Source organism: Catenulispora pinisilvae (assembly GCF_015356865.1).
GTDB lineage: Bacteria > Actinomycetota > Actinomycetes > Streptomycetales > Catenulisporaceae > Catenulispora > Catenulispora pinisilvae.
Genome location: NZ_JAAFZA010000038.1, coordinates 1 through 19,971, shown reverse-complemented (window position 1 = coordinate 19,971; position 19,971 = coordinate 1). Strand labels below are relative to the sequence as shown.

The window sequence follows — 19,971 nt, the reverse complement described above, 5'->3', positions numbered from 1 at the left end:
GGCCCTGGAAAGGACGAAGGACTGTGAAAGAGCACGCGGGGCGGGTCGCCCTGGTCACCGGCGGGGCGAGCGGGATCGGCCGGGCCACGGCCGAACTGCTCGCCGCCGCCGGGGCCGCGGTGGCCGTCAACGGGCTGCACGAAGGGGACGCCTCGGAGGCCGTCGAGGCGATCGCCGCGGCCGGCGGGCAGGCGATCCCGGTGATCGCAGACGTCTGCGACGCCTCGGCGGTCGGTGCGGCCGTGGAGGCCACCGTCGCCGCCTTCGGCAAGCTGGACGTGCTGGTCACCTCGGCGGGCATCCAACGGTACGGGACCGTGGCCGACACCGAGGAGAAGACCTGGGACGAGGTGTTCGCGGTCAACGTCAAGGGGGTGTTCCTGGCCGCCCGCGCCGCGCTGCCGCACCTGCGCCGCTCCGGCTCGGGGGCGATCGTGGTGGTGTCCTCGGTGCAGGCGGTGGCGACCCAGGCGAACGTCGCGGCGTACACGGCGGGCAAGGGCGCGTTGGGGGCGCTGGTGCGGGCGATGGCGGTCGACGAGGCGCCGTACGGGGTCCGGGTGAACGCGGTGTGCCCGGGCTCCGTGGACACCCCGATGCTGCGGCACTCGGCCCGGCTGTTCAGCGACGGCACCCCGGAGGGTGTCAATGCCCTGCTGGAGCAGTGGGGCCGCGCGCACCCGCTGGGCCGGATAGCGCAACCGCCGGAGGTCGCCGAGGTGGTCACGTTCCTGGCCAGCCCGCGCGCCGGCTTCGTGACCGGCGCGGACCTGCGGGTGGACGGCGGCCTGCTGGCCTCGCTCGCGGTCGCGCTGCCGGACGACGGGGTGTGAACCGATGCGCGTGGCACTGGGGCACGTCGACGAGTACGACGAGCGGACGGCGGCGTTCGCGCAGCAGTTAGGCCTGGCGGGCGTGCAGCTCCATACCCCGGCCAACCTGGCCGGCGCCGACGGGTTCTGGTCGGAGGCCGAACTCAAGGCCCTGCGAGAGCGGATCGAGGGCGACGGCCTGCGGCTGGAAGGGCTGGAGAACGTCCCGGCCGCCCACTTCGCGCTGATCCAGCGTGGGGTGCCGGGCCGGGACGAACAGATCGAGAACTACCAGCGCACCGTCCGCAACCTGGCCGCCGCCGGCATCCCGATCCTGGGGCACCACTGGATGCCGACCTACGTGTGGCGGACGTCTATGGACGCGCCGGGACGCGGCGGCGCGCACGTGTCGTCGTTCCACCTGCCCGACACGGCCGCCGGCAACGCGCTGGCGGCGTACAAGCTGACGCCGGACGATCCGATCGACCCGCCGCTGACCGCCGAGGACATGTGGAGCAACTACCAGTATTTCCTCGACGCGGTGTTGCCGGTCGCCGAGGAGGTCGGGGTGCGACTGAGTCTGCACCCTGATGACCCGCCGGTCGCCGAACCGCTGGGCGGCGCCGCTCGGATCTTCACCTCACCGGCGGCGCTGGTGCAGGCGCGGGACCGGGCCCACGGCAGCCGGGCGTGGGGGCTGACGCTGTGCACCGGGAGCGTGTCGGCGATGGCCGGGGCGGCGAACGTCACGGAGGTCATCGACCTGCTCGGGCCCGGCGGCCACATCGCCTACGTGCACTTCCGCGACGTCCGCGGCACGGTGCCGACGTTCAGCGAGTGCTTCCTCGGCGAGGGCAACTTCCACCCGCCGAGCATCCTGCGCCGGCTGCACCGGGTCGGGTTCGACGGGTTCGTGATCGACGACCACGTCCCGGCGATGGTGGGGGACGTGGCCACGTGGGGCGACACGTCGTCCGAGGCCTATTGCAGCCGGGGGCGTGCGCACGAGCTGGGGTACATCTCAGGGATCGTGGACGCGCTCGGCATCGGGAGCTGACGGTCCCTCACCTACTTCTAGGCGTCGCGGTAGCCGTCCGGTGCGGGGCTCTCAACAGGAAAGCCGAGCTCTTGTCCGGCACGGAAGGCCGCCTCAGCCTGCGCCACGCCGTGTTCGCCCCAGCCGAGGAGTTCGGGGGCGCGTTCCAGACTCACCAGGTAGCGGCGGTTGACGCGGCCGTCGGCGGTGTCGGGGTCCGGGCCGATGGGGTCGTAGCCGATGATCGGGGCGGCGTAGCGGAGTTGGGCGTACGGCCCGGGGCGGTGCGGATCCTCGGTGATCTCCTGGTAGCCCAGGTAGAGAGCGCGGGTCGTGTCGAGGTGGATCTGCGACTCCTCCAGCGCCTCGCGCGCGGCGGTCTTCAGCGGGTCGCCGTCGTCCTCCGGCTCGGGGCGGCCGCCGGGGAGGTTGTAGCGGCGGCGGCCGGGCTCCAGGTCCACGCCGCGGTCCTGGATCAGAACCCTGCCGTCGTCGGGGTCGAGGGCCCAGGTGTAGACCTGCGTCACCGGCATGCCGGGCGGGGGCGGTGCCTCGTGCCAGCTGATGTGCGGCATCTCGGGGTCCATGGGCGGCTCCGTTCCTCGACTCGACGGTCCGATTCTGGCCGATGGTCCGCCATCGTCCGCGCGATTTCTGCCAAGCTCGGCTCATGGCGATCGACTCCGGCCCGCGCACCGCGACCGCTGCGCGGGCTTCGCGTGCGTGGCGGGCGTCGGCGGCGTCGGTGGCGCGCGCCGTGCGCGACTACCCGCGCCGGAACCCGCTGACGTTCGCCTACCTGCTGGTCATCCTGGCCGGATTGCTGGTCATGACGAAGGTCCTGTCCGGGCCCGCCGCCGACCACTTCAAGATCGCGATCAGCACCGACCCGCACAACATGGCGCACGCGCCGCTCACAGTATTGCTGGCCAGTCCGGTGTTCGCCGCCACCGACAGCGGCGTGTTCTCGCACCTGCTGATCATCGGCGGCGGCGTGGGCGTCTGCATGGCCGCACTTGAGCGCCGGATCGGGGCCCTGCGTACCGTGGCCCTCTTCCTCCTCGCCAACAGCATCGCCACCGCGGTCGCGACCAGCGTCGCCGCCGCCGCGATCCACTCCGGGCGCTATCCGGCGAAGTGGTGGGACGGGTACGACTACGGGATCAGCTATGGCGTGTTGGCGATCGCGGCCAGTGTGACGCCGTTGGTGACGCCGTTGGTGGCGCGCGCCGTGGCGTCGTTGTCGTCGTTGCGGCCGCTGCGGTCGTGGTCGTCGTTGCGGTCGTGGTCGTGGTCGTCGTTGTCGTGGTCGTCGTTGTCGTGGTCGTCGTTGTCGTGGTCGTTGCCGTCGCGCATCGTTCGGCTGCTCTGGATCGCGGGCGTGTTCGCGTACCCGTTCGTCAGCGCGCAGTGGTTCGGGCTGCTGCCGAACTTCGCGACGATCGGCCACGAGACCGCGGCTGCGTTCGGGCTGGCCGCGGGGTACTACCTGCTGCGAGGTGACGCGACCGACCGCGCGGTCGAACCCGATCCAGAGCGGTGACCGGGCTCGACCGCACCGTCCATCAGGGCACGAACGCCCCCGGGAATTGTGCCTTCGGCGCCCACGTCATGGGCCACGTCGCGCAATTTCCGTTCCGGTCGGACGGCAAGGTGAACCTCGCCTCCTGCAACACCTTCAGCTCCGGGGACAGCACCCGGTACAGCGGGCTGTGGCCTGGCGCTTTCTGCGACGCGGTGGACTGCGACTCGTCGGTCGCGGTGACGATCTGGTGGTCGCCGGTCCAGCCGTTGTAGTAGTTCCGGGAGGCGTCGTCCATGGTGCCGATGCGCTTACCGCCGGCGTTGAGGTCGAAGGTCGCGACTTGCCCGTTGTCGGACTCCGCGAGGTAGCGGCCGTCGGGAGAGATCGCGGCCACCTCGGATGGTTCCGACTGATTCAGGATCGTCGCGGGCAGGCCGTCCTTGAATGTCAGGGTCCGGACAGTGGCACCCTGCGCGTTCAGGAAGACCATCTCCTTGCCGTCGCTGCGCAGCAGCGGGAACAGGACACTGTCATGGTCGCCCTGCCACTGCTGCACCGACCACTGACCGCTCGCCGCCATCGCGAGCACCTGGTGCGGGATGAGGACCGAGGCCAGAAGGCGGCCCGATGCCGGGTCGTAGAAGTCGGCCGTCTTGTTCTTGACCACGATGGTCTCGGTCTTCCCCACCGAGTCCCAGGCGAGCTGGGTGACCACCTCCTTGCCGTCGGCGGTCCATTGCATGCCGACGGGGTCCGTGATCAGGTGCCTCGTCAGGTTCCCGGCCACCGCGTCCGACCAGTCCGCGACAGCCCACGACTGTGCCCACTGCGGCAGGCCCTGTTGTACCAGCGCCTGCTTCCCGTTCGGGGACGCCTGGAAGGAGGTCGACACGTCACCGAGAACGCCCTGATACTGCTGCGTCGCCGGGTTCCAGACGTACGACAGGGCCAGCTTCGGTCCGCGCCCGTCGATGCACTCCGCCGCGAACTCCGTCAGCGCCGACTGACCCACCGGATCCGCGGACGTGTTGGGCACCACGACCGTCGATACCGTCGACCCGCCGCCGGAACCGCCGCCGAGCGCCGCCACGCCGACCGCCGCGGCGACCACGAAGGCCGAGCCGACGGCGATCCCCGGCACCAGCTTTCCGCGCTTGCCCACCATCGCCCGCCGCCAGTACGAACCGGTGCCGGCCTCGGCCAGGGCCCGGTCCGACAGCCCCAGCGTGAACGCGTCCGCCTCCGGGTCCTCGACGACCTCGGCCAACGCCTCCCGCAAGTCCTGTTCCGTCACCATGCCGTCTCCTCCTCCTTCAAGTCGTTGCCCACGCTCACCCGCAACGCCCTCAGCGCCTTGAAGCGCTGGCTGCGCACCGTGCCGGTGGAGATCCCCAGCACCTCGGCGATGTCCTCGTCCGTCCGATCCTCGAAATACCGCAGCACGACCACGGCACGCTGCCCCGGCGGCAGCTTGCGCAGGGCCGCGATCACGTCCTGCCGCGAGGCGACCAGATCGGCCGGGTCCGACAGTTCCGCGGGTGTGTCCGGCACCGTCGCCGTGGTCCGTTCGCGCCGCCACGACAGCCGCCGCGTGCGGTCCACGTGCGCGTGGTAGATCGCCTTGCGCGCGTAGGCCTCGGCGCGCCCCGGCTCGGCCAGCTGGCCCCACCTGCGCGCCAGTCCCGCCAGCGCGCTCTGCACCAGATCGCGGCTGTGTTCCCAATCGCCGGTCAGCAGATAGGCGGTCTGTAGCAACGCTTTCGACCGGGCGCCGACGAACTCCCGGAACCGCCGCTCATCTTCGATGTCCATTGCCCTCCTCGCCCTACTACACGAGGCAGGGCCCCGAAATCACTGCCGCCGGCGGGAACACTTGCCGAACCGCACCCCGACCCCGACCCCGCGTTCACCACCACCATGTGGGTGACTCGGCTCGCACCTGTCAGTGCGGTGGCGGACCATTTCCTCATGCGCTTGCTCGATCTGGCCACCACCTCCACGGCGGTCGCCGAGACCTCGGCCCGCTCGGCCAAGATCGCCCTGCTGGCCGAACGGCTGCGGACGGCCGCGCCCGCGGAGATCTCGGTCGCCGTCCACTACCTGTCCGGGGAACTGCCGCAGCGGCAGATCGGCGTCGGCTGGGCCACCCTGCGCGACCTCCCCGCCCCGGCCGCCGGGGCCGGCGGGTTGGAGGTCGCCGAGCTGGAGGTCGCCGAGGTCGACCGGATCCTCGGCGAGATCGGCACGACCTCCGGTGCCGGATCGCAGGCCCGCCGCCGCGAGCTGCTGACCGCGCTGTTCGCCCGCGCCACCGCCGAGGAACAAGCCTTCCTGCACCGGCTCCTGACCGGCGAGCTGCGCCAGGGCGCGCTGGACGGCGTCATGGCCGACGCGGTCGCCAAGGCGGCGCAGGTCCCGGCCGCCGAGGTGCGCCGCGCGGCCATGTTCGGCGGCGATCTGGCGGCGGCCGCCCAGACCGCGCTGAGCGACGGTGTCCCCGGGCTGCGCCGGATCGGCCTGGTCCTCGGGCGCCCGATCCAGCCGATGCTGGCCGGGACGGCCGAGAACGTCACCGCGGCGCTGGAGAAGGCATCCCCGGCGGCGCTGGAGTGGAAGCTCGACGGAATCAGGGTCCAGATCCACCGCGACGGCGACCGGGTCCAGGTCTTCACCCGCAGTCTGGACGACATCACCGACCGGCTGCCGGAAGCCGTCGCGCTGGCGCGGGCGCTCCCGGTGACGTCCGCGGTGCTGGACGGCGAGGCGCTGGCCCTGGCCGCCGACGGCCGACCGCGCCCCTTCCAGGAGACCGCGAGCCGCACCGGGAGCCGTCGCGACGTCACCAAACTCCGCGAGCAGATCCCGCTGACCGTCTTCCTCTTCGACCTCCTGCACCTCGACGGCCGCGACCTGATCGACCTGCCCTCCCAGGAACGCTCCGCCCTGCTCGCCTCGATCGCGCCGCCCGCGGCGCTGGCCCCGCGCCTGGTCACCGACGACCCCGAGGCCGCGGAGGCGTTCACGAACGACGCGCTCGACCGCGGCCACGAAGGCGTCGTCGTGAAGTCCCTCGCCGCCCCCTACACCGCCGGCCGCCGCGGCTCGGCCTGGCTGAAGGTCAAGCCGGTGCACACCCTGGATCTGGTGGTGATCGCCGCCGAGTGGGGCCACGGCCGGCGCAGCGGCCGGCTGAGCAACCTGCACCTGGCCGCGCGCGACCCCGAGAGCGGCGGATTCGTCATGTTGGGCAAGACTTTCAAGGGCATGACCGACGAGCTGCTGGCCTGGCAGACCGAGCGGTTGCGGGCGTTGCAGACGTCCGCGGACGACTGGACGGTGCGCGTACGGCCGGAGCTGGTGGTCGAGGTGGCGTTCGACGGCGTCCAGCGCAGTTCGCGCTACCCGGGTGGGGTGACGCTGCGGTTCGCACGGATCATCCGGTATCGCGACGACAAGCGGGCTCAGGATGCTGACACGATCGACGCGGTGCGGCAGTTCGTCCAGGGCTGAGGCGGGCATGGCTTTCCAACCATCACGATCCATGATGGATGCGAGAGCGGACTGCTCATTGGTCGCCGCGATCTATTGCGCTGAACTGGAGCTGTGCCGGCGGGGAAGCACCGGCGGCCAGTCGGATCTAGGAGAGACAGCGCGATGAACACGACCACGGACACCACACCGATCGCTACCACAGCTGCCATGGGTGCCACGGGTGCTACAGGTGCCACGACGGCCACCACGCCGCGGCTGCTCGTCCTCCGCTACTTCGCGGCCCTCGCCGACGGCGACCAGGAAACGATCCGCGACTGCTGGGCCGAGGACGGCTCCGTCTGGTACGGCGGCGACCTCCCGATCTCCGGCACCTGGCAGGGCCGCGACCAGGTCATCGACGGCTTCCTGCGCACCGCCTTCGCGCACTTCGACCCCGCCCACGAGGTCGGTCTGCAAGTCACCAACGTCTTCGACCAGGGCGAGCAGGTGCTGATCGAATGGCGCTCCTGGGGCGTCGGCAAGACCGGCCGCTCCTACGACCAGCGCAACATCGCCGTGTTCATCGTCCGCGACGAGAAGATCGTGACGATGCGGGAATACGCCGACACCCAGCACTGGGAGCGTGCGCTGGTCGCGTGACCAGGCACGCTCCCCGATGCCTCACGACATCAGCATGCTTGGATGTAGTAGACCGGATTGAAGTCGTAGTTCGTGTTTCTGTCACCTGGTGCGGATGCGGTGATGACGTTGTGGTTCTGGTCCTTGGTGTCGGCGTCGGTCCCACCGGAGTTGTCGTTGATATAGGACCCGGCCGCGACCCAGTTCTGTAGAGCCCAGTCACCGCCGTTGTACTGGCAGTGATAGAAGGAGAACACGGTGCCGGTGTAGTTCGGGCCGGTGTAGATGCAGAAGTGGCCGCTGTAGCAGTCCGAACCGTTGCCGGCCGCGGCACCGGAGCAGTCGGCGTTGGACGACGTGGCGCACTGGCCCATGCCGGTGACCGACGGGCCGCTGCCGCCACCGCCGCCGGTCCACAGGTAGGTCACGGTGACGTAGCCGTTGTCGTTCAGGCCGATGTTGTAGAAGGTGCCGTCGGCGAGGTCGATGCCCGCGGGGTTGGAGACGCTGCGGCCGAACTCGTCGTGGCCGCCGTTGTAGCCGCTCTGGTACGCGGCCTGTGCCTCCGGCTCGCCCTGCGGCAGGTCGGTGAACTCGGCCCGGCTGGCGTCCCAGTAGTCGTCGTGCGTGTTCCACGGGCCGACGTCCCAGACCGGCGCCGTCTCACAGGCACTCGGGCCGCAGACCTGGACCGAGTAGTCGCCACTGCCGTTCGGCGACAGCGCGGTGCCCGAGGGCAGCGCCACGAAGTGGTCGTTGGGCTGGATCACGTGACCGTTCGCGGTCGTGCCGCCGACCAGGCCTTCCCGGGTGGCGTAGACCTGGTAGGACTCTGATGCCGGGGCGAGTTGCGGCACGGCACCGGCGACGTCGGTGGCGTCCAGAGTCAGCTTACTGATACCCGGTACAGCTCCCTGCGCGCCGTTGCGCAACGTTATGCGCGCCTGCACCTTGGTCACCGACTCCGGCAGCCGGGTCGCCCCGGTCGCCCGCGCGGACGTCCACTGCGTCCACTTCCCGTTCAGCCCGAGGCCGCGGACGTCCACCTGCGCCTCGGAGCCGGCCGGCCGGTTCGCGGTCAGCGTCACCACGACCTGGTTCGCCGGGGCGGCGAGGCTGTGCGCGGGCAGGACGTCCTGGCCGTAGCCGCGGGTGTCCTGCGCCGACGCCGCGTGCACCCGGCCGTCCTTGACCGTCAGTGCCGCGCCGGTCCAGGCGACGTTGAAGTCGGAGGACTGCACCTGGGACAGGTTCTCGGTCCAGCGGGAGCCGGTCGCCGCGGCCTGCGCCGACCCGGCCATCGCACCGGTGGTGGCGGCCGCCGCCGCGAGCACGGCCACCGCCGCCACGGTCGCCCGCATCCGGCGCCGGGGTCTGCTGTACAGGAGGAGGGACATGGTCTTTCCCTTCGTGAGGTCGTGGTGCGTGTGGGGTGGGTGAGGTCACTCCAAGAGTTGTGAGATGACTGACACCGTCAGTAGTGTCGCAGGCGGGCGGCATAATCACAGCACACTGATTGCACAGTCGGACGTGCGTGTCATAGGCAGTGACTGCCGTGGATCCGGGGTATTAGGCCGCGGTCGGCGCGATCCGCCGCACCAACTCCGCCACCAGCGCGGTGCCGTTCTTGACGGCCACCATCGGGAACTCGACCCGCAATGCCCCACCGGAGCGCAGCCCGATCGCCACCTGCACCGTGTTCATCCCCGCGACCCGCACTTCCACGGGCTCTGACACGCCACTCACCTCGCCCAGCGGGATGTCCATCGCCGCCGCCTTCGGCTTGGCACTGAACAACCCCATCGCGGCCTTCGAGAACACCAGCAGCCGCCCGCTCGTCAACACCAGCAACCCGTTCTTCGGCAACTGCCCGTCAGCCCACGTCGCCCGACCGACGGGCACCTCCCGCCCGGCGTTCAGATCGTTGGCCACACCACGACCCACCCTGCTCCCGATCACCGGCAGCATCTCCGACACCTGACCGCCCCCGCCGAGCGCACCCGCAGCCACGCCCCCGGCCACACTCCCGACCGCACCGCCGACACTCCGATTCAGCGTGTCCTGCGACTGCCCGGCGGGCTGAATTGACACCGCGGCCAGCACCTGCTCGTCCAAACCCCGCTCGGCGAGGTAGTGGCGAGTGCGCTTCGCGTAGAACTCCTTGGCGGGTATGGCCACGCTGTCCTGAGTCATGGGCACATGAAATCACAAGGGGACTATTCCGCCTCAGACCAATCAAGCCCCGCGACCGCTTCATCGAACTCTGTGATCGTCCGCTCCACATCGAACCCCGCGACGGCCTGCACACTCAGGTCGATCGACAGCCAGCGGTGGTCGTCCGGCACCGCCAACACGTATTCGATGCGCTTGCGAGTCGATGACTCGGGCTTCCCATCGTCCTCGTCCGCCTCAGTGTCAGCGGCCGTGTGATCGATCCGCACCGCGACCGAACCCGCGATGACACCGGTACGGGCACCGGCGGAGCCCCGCGCCACCCGGGCGGCGACCTCGACCGGGTCGGGCACGACCGACGTCGGAATCACCACCTCGGCGATGAGCACCGCGGCGCCGGGCAGAGCAGCACCCCCGGGCTTCGGCGCCGGCACCAGCATCTCGATCCCGCGCCTGGCACGAGCCGCGGCGATCTGCGTCGCGAACTGCACCGAGAACAGGGTCCTTACCTGCTCCACCGCATCGGCGGGCAGGCCGTCGAACATCACGTCCAGGAAGGTTTTGACGTCTGCCTCGGCGTGCTCATCCAACCGAATCCGGTACCAATCCTCCCCCAGACCGAGACGGTAGGTAATCGGTCCCAGCTCAGGGGTTTCGGAATCCATGAACGACTTTGTACACTCATCCACCGTCGTACGTCGAGGTAACGCAGAACACTGTTATGGCGGCGGCAGCCGCACGGGGGAATCGGGGGGCTTACTAGTGGTGCGTCCAATCGGATGGGACGTGTTGGGCCTGGGCGGGGATCCGACGCCGGGCATGGTGGAGTCGGTCCAGGCGCTGGCGAAGGAGTTCGGGGACTTCTCGCACGACGTCCAAAGTGCCTGGTCCGCTCTGAATTCGTTCGGCGGCGACGCCACCGCACTGTCCTGGGTCGGACAAACAGCCGACGCCTTCAAAGCCGCCTTCGGCCCGCTACCGGGCCGTCTGCAGAAGCTGTACGTCTCCTACGGCGAAGCCTCTGATGCCCTGACCGCGTACTGGCTGGAAGACTCGTCGACCATCATCTACAGCTGCGCGATCTGTTTCGAGGACCTGCCCGCAGACTCACCGGACCTGGTCCGTATCACGGTCGACAAGCCCGGCTCCGAGGCGTACCAGCAGCTGTTCGTCCACCGCGACCAGTTCGTCGCGTGCCTCGACTCGCGAGTCGACCTCGGGGAGATCCTCGAGCCCTGAATTCCGCTTACCCGGCGTTCCAACAGCCAGGATCGCCCTCGGCGGGCGAGTCTCACGACGGCATAGCCCGAGCGGCCCTGACCGGCGATCCCGCCCCTGCCGCCGAGACTGTATGCCGCGCCGACCACGGCCTAGAATCGGGTAGGCGGGTCGGTCACCCGACCCGCCTCCCACACCACCGGACATGCGGGCCACGCATCCGGCGGTTCGTCAGGCTGATCTCAATCTCAGCCAGGTCGGTTTCAACAGTTTCAAGCCCTGGTCGCCCCAGTAGGAATTCGGCAGCGCCCTGTCCAGAACAGCGGACCCCGCGATGCGCCAGTAGCCTTTGCTACTGGACGCCCACTCGCGGGCCTGCCAGTCGCCGATACCCAGAGCCTTCAGGTTCCGATATCTCGCCGACCAGCGTTTCCACTCCTTCCAGCGGATCTGCCGCATCCTGCGGCGGAACCACTTATCCAACTCGGCGAACACCTTCGGGGTGTCCGCCAGCCGGAAGTAGCCCATCCACCCGGTGACATAGCGGTTGATCGCCGCAATCCGCTCATCCATCGCGATCGACCACCTGCGCGAGGTCAGCTCCCGGATCCGCATCTTCAGACGAACAACCGCCTTCGGATCGACCCGGACCCTGACCTTCCCGCCCCGGACGAAGTAGAAGCCGAACCCCAGCATCGTCATGACGGACGCCGGAACCACCTTCGACTTCTCCCGGTTCACCAACAGATGCAGCCGGCCCTCGATCACCTTCGTAACCGAGCCCAGCACCCTGGTAGCGGCCCGCTTGCTGCGCACGAAGATACGAACATCATCGGCGTAGCGCACGAACCGCAGACCGCGATCCCACAGCTCCCGGTCCAGGTCGTCCAGCATGATGTTCGACAAGATCGGCGACAGCGGAGAACCCTGCGGGGTCCCCTCCACCGACGCCGAAACGATCCCGCCGTCCCTGATCCCGGCTTCCAGGAACCGGCGAATGAGCTTGAGCACCCGGCGGTCATCGACCTTCCTGGCCACCCTGGCCATCAGCGCATCATGCTGGACCCGGTCAAAGAACCGGTCCAGATCAAGATCCACCACCCAGCGGTGACCGTCCTCGATCGCCCGCACCGCCCTGCGCACCGCCTGGTGCGCACTGCGACCCGGACGGAACCCGAACGACGTCGGACAAAACTCCGGATCGAAGATCGGGACAAGGACTTGGGCCATCGCCTGCTGAAGAAAACAATCCAGCACCCGAGGCACCCCCAACATCCGCTCGCCACCCCCGGGCTTGGGAATCGCCACCCGACGGACCGGCTGCGGCCGGAACACCCCAGCATCGAGCTCCTCCCGAATCCGCGCCCAGTGCTCGACCAGCCACGGCCGTAACTGCTCCGTGGTCATGCCATCCGCACCGGGCGCACCCCGGTTAGCCTCGACTCGATTGAGCGCCGCCATCAGGTTCTCCCGCGACAGCATCCGCTGCCACAGATCCCCCTGATCGCGGTGAGCGTCCTCCTCGATGCGCACCGACCGGCCACTACGCTCTGACGGGGTACTCAACGGATGCACCGTCCCCTTCCCCACCAGGCCCGCGTCCGCGGGATGGCTGCGATCACCGTGACCGGCACGAGCAACACCAACTACTCCGCTCCACTTGACGTTCGGCCCTTCCCGACCCACCACGCACATCCCGGCCGGTACTACGCGACCTCTGCTGACTTCTATCCGGTCCCACCGGCACCTCACGGCCCCGGTCAGGTCGGACCTCCCGGCAACCCCGGCCTCCCGACACCCGAACAGATCTCCCCAGGTAAGAACGGCTGCTATCCCTGAATCCCCGCCGCGTTTACGCACTGGCCCTCTTGCCGGTGACGGGCGTCGTCTTCCGTTGCAGACTGACCCGACCAGCACGCCTCCTACACGGTTCGTGTTCCTCGGTACCCAGGTCTCGCCTCGGGCTTCCTCCAGACCCCGCCTCACGACGACGCCCTTGCCTCCAGCTCGGGGTAGGCACCAGCTCCACCCCCAGAGGACTTCCACCTCCAAACAACCGCCCATGCTGGGCGCACAACAAAAATACGGCGCCATCTCGAAAGATGGCGCCGTATTTGAAAAGAACCGACTCGCGAATTATGCGTGGACGCGGGTTCGATTCCCGCCGGCTCCACAAAGTAGTAGGAATCGGGATCATCCAGGAATTCCTGTATGATCCCGATTTTTTGGGCTCTGGGCAACGGTGCTACGGCTGGGCGGGTGCTGCCACAGTCGGGCCGCGGTTCAGGAAGTTCCTCTTCGCCACCCCACCGCGTCACGTCTGGGTGGCTGTCGGCTCGACGGTGAGGATGCGGTCGAGGTTGAACCAGCGTTCGTCTTGACGGAGGCGGCACCAGGCCAGCAGCGCCGAGCCGCCGGCCAGTTGGATGTTCTCGATGGTGCGGGTGCTGGTGCCGCCTTGGCGGTTGACGTATTCGATGGTTACCGGCAGGTGGTTGTCGATGGCGTGGGCCAGGATCTTCGCTTCGGCCGTGGTGAGGTCGCGGGCGTGTCCGCTCACCGCGTGCAGGATCGGGTTCGGCGCGGTGAGTGCAAAGTCGGGCCCGGCCAGTAGCTGCTTGGCGAGCACGCTGGGATCCGTCGGAGACGGCGGTCGGGAGGCCTGGCGGGGTTCGGGGACCTGCGCGCGTGCGCTGCGGAGGCTGACGACTTTCGCAGCCTTCGGTTTCGCCGGGGCCCGGCGGGCCTGGACGCGCTCGATGATCGGGGTGCCGTCCGCGGCTTCGGACAGTGGGGCGAAGCCTGCGGTTCGCAGTGCTGCGAGAGTCTGGTCCAGTGGCTGGTCAGAAGCCAGGACGGTCGGGGCCAGCAGGCGTAGTCCGAGACCGCGCAGCCGGCGCTCGGCGGCGATCTCGGCCAGCAGGGCGGTGTCGTCGCTGCGCAGGCAGCAGGCCACGGCTTGCGCACGGACCGTGCCGTGGCGGCGGGCGATGTCGTCGATCAGGTATTCCAACGGCTGTGGCAGGCCGCCGTCGGCGATGGCGGACAGGCGCTGCCGCAAGGACAGTTCGGAGTCGCCGGTGTCGAGCGCGCGGCGGACGGAGGACGGGCTGAAGCGCCAGATCGAGGCGGTGCCGCGGGTCTCCAGATCGGCGCAGGAGTCCAGCAGTTCGGACAGAGCCGATGACGGGGTGCCGGTGACGACGGCAGTCAGATCGGCTTGAAGCCGGGCAGTTCCGCGGGCCGATTCCAATCCTGCTAGGGCGGTGGCGGGGTCCGTGCCGGACTGTAGTGCGCGGCCGAGCCCGGTGAGGGCGCCGGCCGCGACCGCGCCAAGGAGCTGTGCCTCGCGCCAGCAGGCGCCGGCCCGGGCGGTCGCCTGCTCGCGGGGTCCGGCCAGCAGCGGGAACTGCCAGGCCGCTGCGGCGGGCAGGGCCGTGTCGTCGGCGAGCGCGGTGGCAGTTGCCGTGTCGTTGTCGCCGGATGCCTCACCTGCCTCGTTGTGGTCTGCGACGAGCGACATCAGGGCTCGCCGGAGGGCGGAGCCGGGTGCAGGCTCGGTTTCGGCGGGATTCCAGGCACCGGTGGTGGCCAGCGGCACTGTGGGCAGAGACCACCACGCGGCGCCGAGCGCGGCGTGACGCTCGGCGGGATCGAGCGTGAGCCAGTGGTCGTACCCGCTGGTCGGGGCAGCCTGTCCGCCGTCGAGCGCGAGGAGCCCGGCGGCATGGCTCAGCGCCAGCGTCAGACGGACCTCGTCCTCGGAACAGCGCAGGGTCTTGACCAGCTTCGCAATCTCACGGGTGCCGATGCCGCCGGACTTCAGGGCCGCGACCTTGGCGCGCGAGCAGTGGTCGAGCAACGCGGCCACCGAGCGGACGAAAGCGCCGGCCGCGGCCAGGGCGCCGTCGGCGACCGTCGACGGGGCGACGAGCGTGCGTTCCAGGGCGGGTTCGGCGTGGTCGAACGGGGCGGTGTAGCCCGCACGCAAAGCCAGGGCGACCTCCGCGCACATGCGCAGGCCGCTGTCCCAGTCGGCGCGGACGACCAGGCCGCACGCGATCGCATGGTCGACGGGCCGCTGCGGTCGGTTGTATCGCGGGGAGTAGTAGGTGTACTCGTGGATCTCTTCGCCGTCGGCGATCCGCCTTAGCAGCTCCTGCGTGGGCTGCGGAAGCCTGCTGGCGACGGCGCGCACCGTGTCCGGGTCGATGAACGTCGCGACGACGTCGGCCAGCACCTCGCTCTTGCGAGTGCCGACCCTGAGCCCGGCCGCGCGGGCAAACGCCTTCAAGTCCTCGGCAGTGCGGGAGGCGTACAGGTCCGCCGCCGGCGTCCCCAGCCCCAGCGGCCGGGCCCACGCCCCGGCCAGGACGGGCGTCAGCGCCCCGGATCCGGGATCCATCAGCATGTCGGCGGCCAGCCCCGACAGCACCCGGTCCAGCGCCGACGGCGACGGGTCGGACGTGATCCCCAGCAGGTTTTCCAGCGCCGGCCGGCGCACCGTCCCGCCGAGAGCCGCAACGGCCTCGGCCACCTGCAGCGTCATCAGATCCACCCGCCGCAGCGCGGCCGTCACCGACGCGGCGGTGTCCAGGCGCTCGGCGAGCTCCGTCAGGCTCCCCGGAACCGGGTCGGTCACAGCGTCGGAGCGTCGGCGCAGCAAGGTCGCCAGTCCGTCTCCGCCCAGAGCGCGCAGCCGCGCCGCCGTCACCGCACCCGCTGTCTGTCCGCTCACGTCCCCAGAGCCTACCTGCGGCATGCCGGACGCCGAGGTGGAACTACTCGGTACTACTGCGCGCGGGCAACGATTCGGCCGGCCGCGGCAGGCGCGACTCCCTGCCCGGCTATCGTGATCGGTGTGGCGAGTGACCGGATGGGCAAGGACGAGTTCTATGCGCGCCTCGCAGCGCTGGACGAGGAGCGTCTGAAGAAGGCGTTGTGGAATCTGTACTGGCGCGGCGCCGCCCCGTTGCGGGAGTGGATCGAAGCCGAGACGGCTGCGACCCCGCAGGTTCCGAAAGCTCGGAGCAAGGCCGAGGCGCCGGATCCGGAACAGGTGCGACGCGCGGCTGCCGAGTTCGTCTCCATGGTGAGATCCGGGGCGTACATGGCCGGCGACCGGCGGGTACACCGCACCGAGCGGTCGCGCTGGCGGGTCACGTTCCGGCAGCACGTGGCCGACGCGCGGGCCGCTCTCGCCGCCCCGGACCCCGCCGCGGCCGAGAAGGCGCTGGAGCAGCTCATCAGCCTGGCCGTGACCTTGAAGGACCATGACTACGTGCACAGCGAGGACCCGGTGGCGGCTGCGCGCATCGTGGTCTCCGATCTCGTGGCCGACCTGTGGGCCTCCGTGCTGCGCCGCTACGGGATGCCGGCGTTCGCGGACCGGGCCATGTCCCAGTTGGTCCGGTGGGAGCAGAATACGGCTGGACCCGCGTCGGTGACGGCCCGGTCGCAGATCAGGAGGTGTCGTTGGCGTCGGTCGTCGTGAAACTGCTGCCCACACCGGACGCGTGGATCGCGTGCACGGATGCGTACCTGGAACAGCTCGACCGGCTCACGCCGACATCGACACCCACGGGGCGGCGATCAAGCCGCGGTGTCTTGACCGGTGTCAGCAGCTACGACCCCACGGAGTTCGAGCGGTCCCGCCGCGGAGACGATCTGTCCGTGTGGCATGACCTGCTGTTGGAACGTCTGCCCGACTACGACGGCACCGACCGCCTGATCCGGATCGCCGAACATCCCGCACTGGCGTCGGCCAGCTCGGACATCGTCGCCTTCCAGGCACGGGTGGCACTACTGGTCGGTGACAGCCAACGTGCCCGAGCGTTGATCACCGCTGGCTTGGAACGGCTTCCGGGACATGCGGGGTTCCATCTACTTGCTGCCGCGATCGGCGCCGAGATCCCGGACACCGCGCAACGCGTCATAAGGCGGCGTTGACCGGCTGCACGTCGGATACGCCCGGGCCGAGCCGCCGTGACGTGGTGGGCCACGCGCACACTTGGGGACTTGTCGAATAAACGGGTGCCGGTGGCGTCCCCGGCGGGCTCCTCCCAGGGGTCGACGGCGAAGTCCCTTTGAATAGGTGGAGTTATAATAGCTGGACCTACTCGATGCGGAGGCGCTGATGGATGTTGCTCGTGTGACCAGGCCGGCTGAGATGTTCGATCGGGACTTCGAGTGGTCGGAGCTGGCCCGGTTCGCCACCTACGCCGAGGCGCGGGCCACGCTCGGGATAGTGTCCGGCCGACGGCGCCAGGGCAAGACGTTCCTTCTGGATGCGATCTCTCGGGCGACCTGCGGTTTCATGTTCACCGCGACCGAGACCACCGAGGCCGATGCCCTGGGCCAGTTCGGACAGGCTCTGGCCCGACACCTGGACGAGCCGACGCCGTTCCGGTTCGCGGACTGGGATGAGGCGATCGGCCGGCTCATGAGGATCGCCACTGATGGCCCCAAGGTCGTCGTGATCGATGAGTTCCCCTTCCTGGCCAAGGCGTCCCCGGCGCTGCCGTCGATCATCCAGCGCGCTTTGGACCCGGCAGCTCAACACTCGAATACTCCGGTGCGGTTGTTGCTGTGCGGGTCGGCCCTTTCGTTCATGGGCAAGCTTTTGGCGGGGAACGCCCCCTTGCGCGGGCGAGCGGGCCTCGATCTGATCGTCCCCACCCTCGACTATCGTCTCGCGGCACAATTCTGGGGAATCACCGATGAGCGCACTGCCGCCTTGACCCACTCGATCGTTGGCGGAACCCCGGCCTACCGGCGGGAGTTCGCTCAAGGCGATTCCCCCGCAGACCCGGAAGACTTCGACCCCTGGGTCGCCCGTGCGGTCTTGAACCCCGGCCGGCCGTTGTTCCGTGAAGCCCGCTACCTGCTGGCCGAGGAACCGGATCTCTACGACACGGCCCTATACCATTCGGTCCTGGCCGCCATCGCCAATGGCAACGCGAACCGCGGCGGTATCGCCGACTACCTCGGACGCAAGTCCACCGACCTGGCACATCCGCTGTCAGTTCTGCAGGACGTCGGCATGATCACCCATGAGGAGGACGCATTCCGCAAGAACCGCTCCTCGTACCGGATCGCCGAGCCTCTCGTGTCCTTCTATCACGCGGTCATGCGCCCGGTTTGGGGAGATCTGGAACGCCCCGGACGCGCTGAGCGTGTCTGGCAGCGCGTCCAGCCGACGTTCCAGTCCAAGGTCCTCGGCCCGCACTTCGAGCAACTATCCCGTGAGTGGACCCGTTGGCAAGCCAGCCCGGACACCCTCGGCGGCAACGCCGACCGTGTCGCCTCCGGCAGCCTCAGCGATCCGGCGACACGTACCGGACGCGAAGTCGATGTGGCCGCCTTCGGCCGCGACGGATCCGGGCGTGAAATCCTCCTGGCCATCGGCGAAGCGAAATGGAGCGACATCATCGGAATGGGCCACCTCCGCCGATTGGAAGGGACTCGAGACCTTCTCCGCACTCGGGATCCGGCCCAAGCCGCCGACACCCGGCTGATCTTCTACAGTGGCGCCGGATTCATGCCTGAACTCCGGCGGCGCGCGACCGAGGACCCCTCCATCCAACTCGTAGACTTGCCACGCATCTACCACGGTGAATGACCGAAACTCGGCCTCCGACCCCGTGGCGAGCGCGGTATACGTCGCGAGTTCTATCCGCGTGGACGACGCAGCGCTACGGAGGGCCAGCCGGCTCGTCCTGCCGATCGGCGTGTGCAGTGCCATGTGGCAGGTCAACGGTGTTCAAGTACCGCAAGATCAGCTCCACCATCAGTAAAAACCGGGATCTTCCAGGAAAGCTGGAAGATCCCGGTTTTTCCATTCATGAGGTGCACACGACGTCGTCGGCGCGCGTCATGAGCACTGACTGTGGCCAGGGGCGCCCGGTGTTGGCGGCGAGTGCCGCTCCGACTTCGATACAGACCGTTTCGGGGTCCGCTTTGATCCGGGTTGGTGCGAAGTGGAGGATCACGAAGCCGAGCGCTGCGAGCCTAGTGTGGCGCTCTTGTGTTCGCTGCCAGTCATCGGGGCTCAAGTGGTAGTCCCTGGAGTCGACTTCGGCGATGAGGCAGCAGTTGGCCCACAGCGCGTCGGGGATCGCGATGGTTTGTCCCGTGGTCGCGTCGCGGAGGGTGGCGTTCCAGCGTGGCGGTGGCACGCGGAACCGGGTGAATGCCTCGCGGAGCCATCCCTCGGCCGGCGAGCGGATTCCGTCGGCGATCTCCAGCGCTACGCGATGTGCGAGTTTTGAGTGGCGGATGGGCCCGTCGCGAACCTCGTCGATGATGTGCCGTGGTGTGCAGAATCGGCGCTGGACTGCCTCGGCCATCATGGCCCGTACCTCGTCGAGGTCTGTCGAGTGGCGGGCGGCGTCCGCCAACGCGCGTGCGAACGGCGCGCAGGCCAATCCGTGCCGCGTAACCTGAGCTGGCATTCGTGCCGTCCGCTCGATGACGACGTGACCGGTGGTGGCGCGTTGGTTGTCGCTCGGCACGAGGATGTGAACCCGCTTCTGACTGGGCAGCCTCCGCATCCCATACAGCTCCAGCGCCGCGCCTCCGGTGAGCACGGCGCCCCACTTCGAGTCTGGCGCACCATAGAGAAGCGCGGCCCGTCCCAACTGTCGCGGCGTCGGCGGTCCGGTCTGCGTGAGATATGTGTGAGGGAGTATTCGCTGCCACGGGCCGCCCAGCGCCGTGCGGTTGCGGATCGTCCGGTCGGGGAACCCGCGCTCGAGCAGTTGCCGATGGGAGACCACCTGGTCCTGCGACCGGATCAGTGCGTTGACGAGTGCCGTGTCGTACCTGGTGGCGGATTCGTAGCGTTTGGTCTGTCTCATGATTCAACTGTCGGAGTCTGGCGCGACCGGCGGCAACCTCGCCCATGCAGCCTGTGGATAACCGGCGACGTGTTGGCGACAGACGCCGATGGTTGCGGAAAACCGGCCATGAGGGGGGCGCATTTGTTTTACAGGTGACTTCCCGTTGGGTGGGTCGTTCATATGGTATGACGACGGTTCCGGGTGAGATGGTCGAGTTGTTCCGAGGGGTGTTCGAGTCGCTGTTGCCGCATCTGGACG

General features: G+C 69.0%; 18 protein-coding genes. 9 read left to right on the top strand and 9 right to left on the bottom strand.

The genetic code is table 11. The annotated features are described in order from the left end of the window. The first annotated feature begins 23 nt into the window (after positions 1–23). Together IZR01_RS13235 and IZR01_RS13230 are read left to right on the top strand one after the other, a co-directional pair. On the top strand, positions 24–833 hold the full coding sequence (locus IZR01_RS13235; RefSeq protein WP_194893065.1) for an SDR family NAD(P)-dependent oxidoreductase: 810 nt from the start codon (positions 24–26) through the stop codon (positions 831–833). A 4-nt stretch (positions 834–837) separates the two neighbouring features. Then, the gene (locus IZR01_RS13230) at positions 838–1,869 is read left to right on the top strand and encodes a mannonate dehydratase (RefSeq protein WP_194923979.1); all 1,032 of its coding nucleotides are present in this window, start codon (positions 838–840) and stop codon (positions 1,867–1,869) included. Positions 1,870–1,886: 17 nt separating this feature from the next. Here the strand turns inward: IZR01_RS13230 and IZR01_RS13225 are convergent, their stop codons facing one another. Beyond that, positions 1,887–2,435 (bottom strand): NUDIX hydrolase, encoded by a 549-nt coding sequence (locus tag IZR01_RS13225; RefSeq protein WP_194923978.1) that lies wholly within the window; start codon positions 2,433–2,435, stop codon positions 1,887–1,889. A gap of 83 nt (positions 2,436–2,518) precedes the next feature. On the opposite strand from IZR01_RS13225, the gene IZR01_RS13220 reads away from it, so the two are divergent. Then, positions 2,519–3,391 carry a rhomboid-like protein gene (locus IZR01_RS13220; protein WP_194923977.1) on the top strand — a complete coding sequence of 291 codons (873 nt, stop codon included), beginning with the start codon at positions 2,519–2,521 and terminating at the stop codon, positions 3,389–3,391. A 22-nt stretch (positions 3,392–3,413) separates the two neighbouring features. Here the strand turns inward: IZR01_RS13220 and IZR01_RS13215 are convergent, their stop codons facing one another. Next, entirely contained in the window at positions 3,414–4,670 is a 1,257-nt protein-coding gene (locus tag IZR01_RS13215) for a hypothetical protein (RefSeq protein ID WP_194923976.1), read from the bottom strand. Next, positions 4,664–5,185, bottom strand: a complete 522-nt coding sequence (locus tag IZR01_RS13210) for a SigE family RNA polymerase sigma factor (protein WP_194893060.1) — start codon at positions 5,183–5,185, stop codon at positions 4,664–4,666. Before IZR01_RS13210 ends, IZR01_RS13215 begins: the two co-directional genes overlap by 7 nt. Before the next feature lie 156 nt (positions 5,186–5,341). On the opposite strand from IZR01_RS13210, the gene IZR01_RS13205 reads away from it, so the two are divergent. Continuing rightward, on the top strand, positions 5,342–6,883 hold the full coding sequence (locus IZR01_RS13205) for an ATP-dependent DNA ligase (RefSeq protein ID WP_194923975.1): 1,542 nt from the start codon (positions 5,342–5,344) through the stop codon (positions 6,881–6,883). 144 nt (positions 6,884–7,027) lie between these two features. After that, entirely contained in the window at positions 7,028–7,504 is a 477-nt protein-coding gene (locus IZR01_RS13200) for a nuclear transport factor 2 family protein (protein ID WP_228559367.1), read from the top strand. Between the two features lie 29 nt (positions 7,505–7,533). Here the strand turns inward: IZR01_RS13200 and IZR01_RS13195 are convergent, their stop codons facing one another. From IZR01_RS13195 to IZR01_RS13185, 3 genes are all read right to left on the bottom strand, one after another. Further along, the gene (locus IZR01_RS13195; RefSeq protein ID WP_194923974.1) at positions 7,534–8,880 is read right to left on the bottom strand and encodes a peptidase inhibitor family I36 protein; all 1,347 of its coding nucleotides are present in this window, start codon (positions 8,878–8,880) and stop codon (positions 7,534–7,536) included. 172 nt (positions 8,881–9,052) lie between these two features. Next, entirely contained in the window at positions 9,053–9,676 is a 624-nt protein-coding gene (locus tag IZR01_RS13190; protein ID WP_194923973.1) for a hypothetical protein, read from the bottom strand. A 23-nt stretch (positions 9,677–9,699) separates the two neighbouring features. Continuing rightward, positions 9,700–10,320: a hypothetical protein gene (locus IZR01_RS13185; protein ID WP_194923972.1), complete on the bottom strand. Its 621-nt coding sequence runs from the start codon at positions 10,318–10,320 to the stop codon at positions 9,700–9,702. A gap of 97 nt (positions 10,321–10,417) precedes the next feature. Between IZR01_RS13185 and IZR01_RS50450 the strand changes: the two genes are divergently transcribed. After that, on the top strand, positions 10,418–10,894 hold the full coding sequence (locus IZR01_RS50450) for a WXG100 family type VII secretion target (RefSeq protein ID WP_228559365.1): 477 nt from the start codon (positions 10,418–10,420) through the stop codon (positions 10,892–10,894). A gap of 210 nt (positions 10,895–11,104) precedes the next feature. On the opposite strand, the gene ltrA is transcribed toward IZR01_RS50450, so the two are convergent. Then, a complete protein-coding gene (ltrA, locus tag IZR01_RS13175) occupies positions 11,105–12,355 on the bottom strand; it encodes a group II intron reverse transcriptase/maturase (protein WP_194923994.1) in 1,251 nt (416 codons plus the stop codon). Positions 12,356–13,187: 832 nt separating this feature from the next. Next, positions 13,188–15,611 carry a helicase-associated domain-containing protein gene (locus IZR01_RS53200; protein WP_194899202.1) on the bottom strand — a complete coding sequence of 808 codons (2,424 nt, stop codon included), beginning with the start codon at positions 15,609–15,611 and terminating at the stop codon, positions 13,188–13,190. Between the two features lie 123 nt (positions 15,612–15,734). Between IZR01_RS53200 and IZR01_RS13165 the strand changes: the two genes are divergently transcribed. The 3 genes from IZR01_RS13165 to IZR01_RS13155 all read left to right on the top strand — a co-directional run bounded on the left by IZR01_RS13165 (position 15,735) and on the right by IZR01_RS13155 (position 18,494). Further along, complete coding sequence (locus IZR01_RS13165; RefSeq protein ID WP_228559363.1) at positions 15,735–16,367, top strand: hypothetical protein; 633 nt, start codon at positions 15,735–15,737, stop codon at positions 16,365–16,367. Beyond that, positions 16,349–16,822 carry a hypothetical protein gene (locus tag IZR01_RS13160; RefSeq protein WP_194899201.1) on the top strand — a complete coding sequence of 158 codons (474 nt, stop codon included), beginning with the start codon at positions 16,349–16,351 and terminating at the stop codon, positions 16,820–16,822. Before IZR01_RS13165 ends, IZR01_RS13160 begins: the two co-directional genes overlap by 19 nt. 220 nt (positions 16,823–17,042) lie before the next feature. Beyond that, a complete protein-coding gene (locus IZR01_RS13155; protein WP_194899200.1) occupies positions 17,043–18,494 on the top strand; it encodes an ATP-binding protein in 1,452 nt (483 codons plus the stop codon). Between the two features lie 220 nt (positions 18,495–18,714). Here the strand turns inward: IZR01_RS13155 and IZR01_RS13150 are convergent, their stop codons facing one another. Then, positions 18,715–19,731 carry a putative endonuclease domain-containing protein gene (locus IZR01_RS13150; protein WP_194899199.1) on the bottom strand — a complete coding sequence of 339 codons (1,017 nt, stop codon included), beginning with the start codon at positions 19,729–19,731 and terminating at the stop codon, positions 18,715–18,717. Positions 19,732–19,971: the final 240 nt, after the last annotated feature.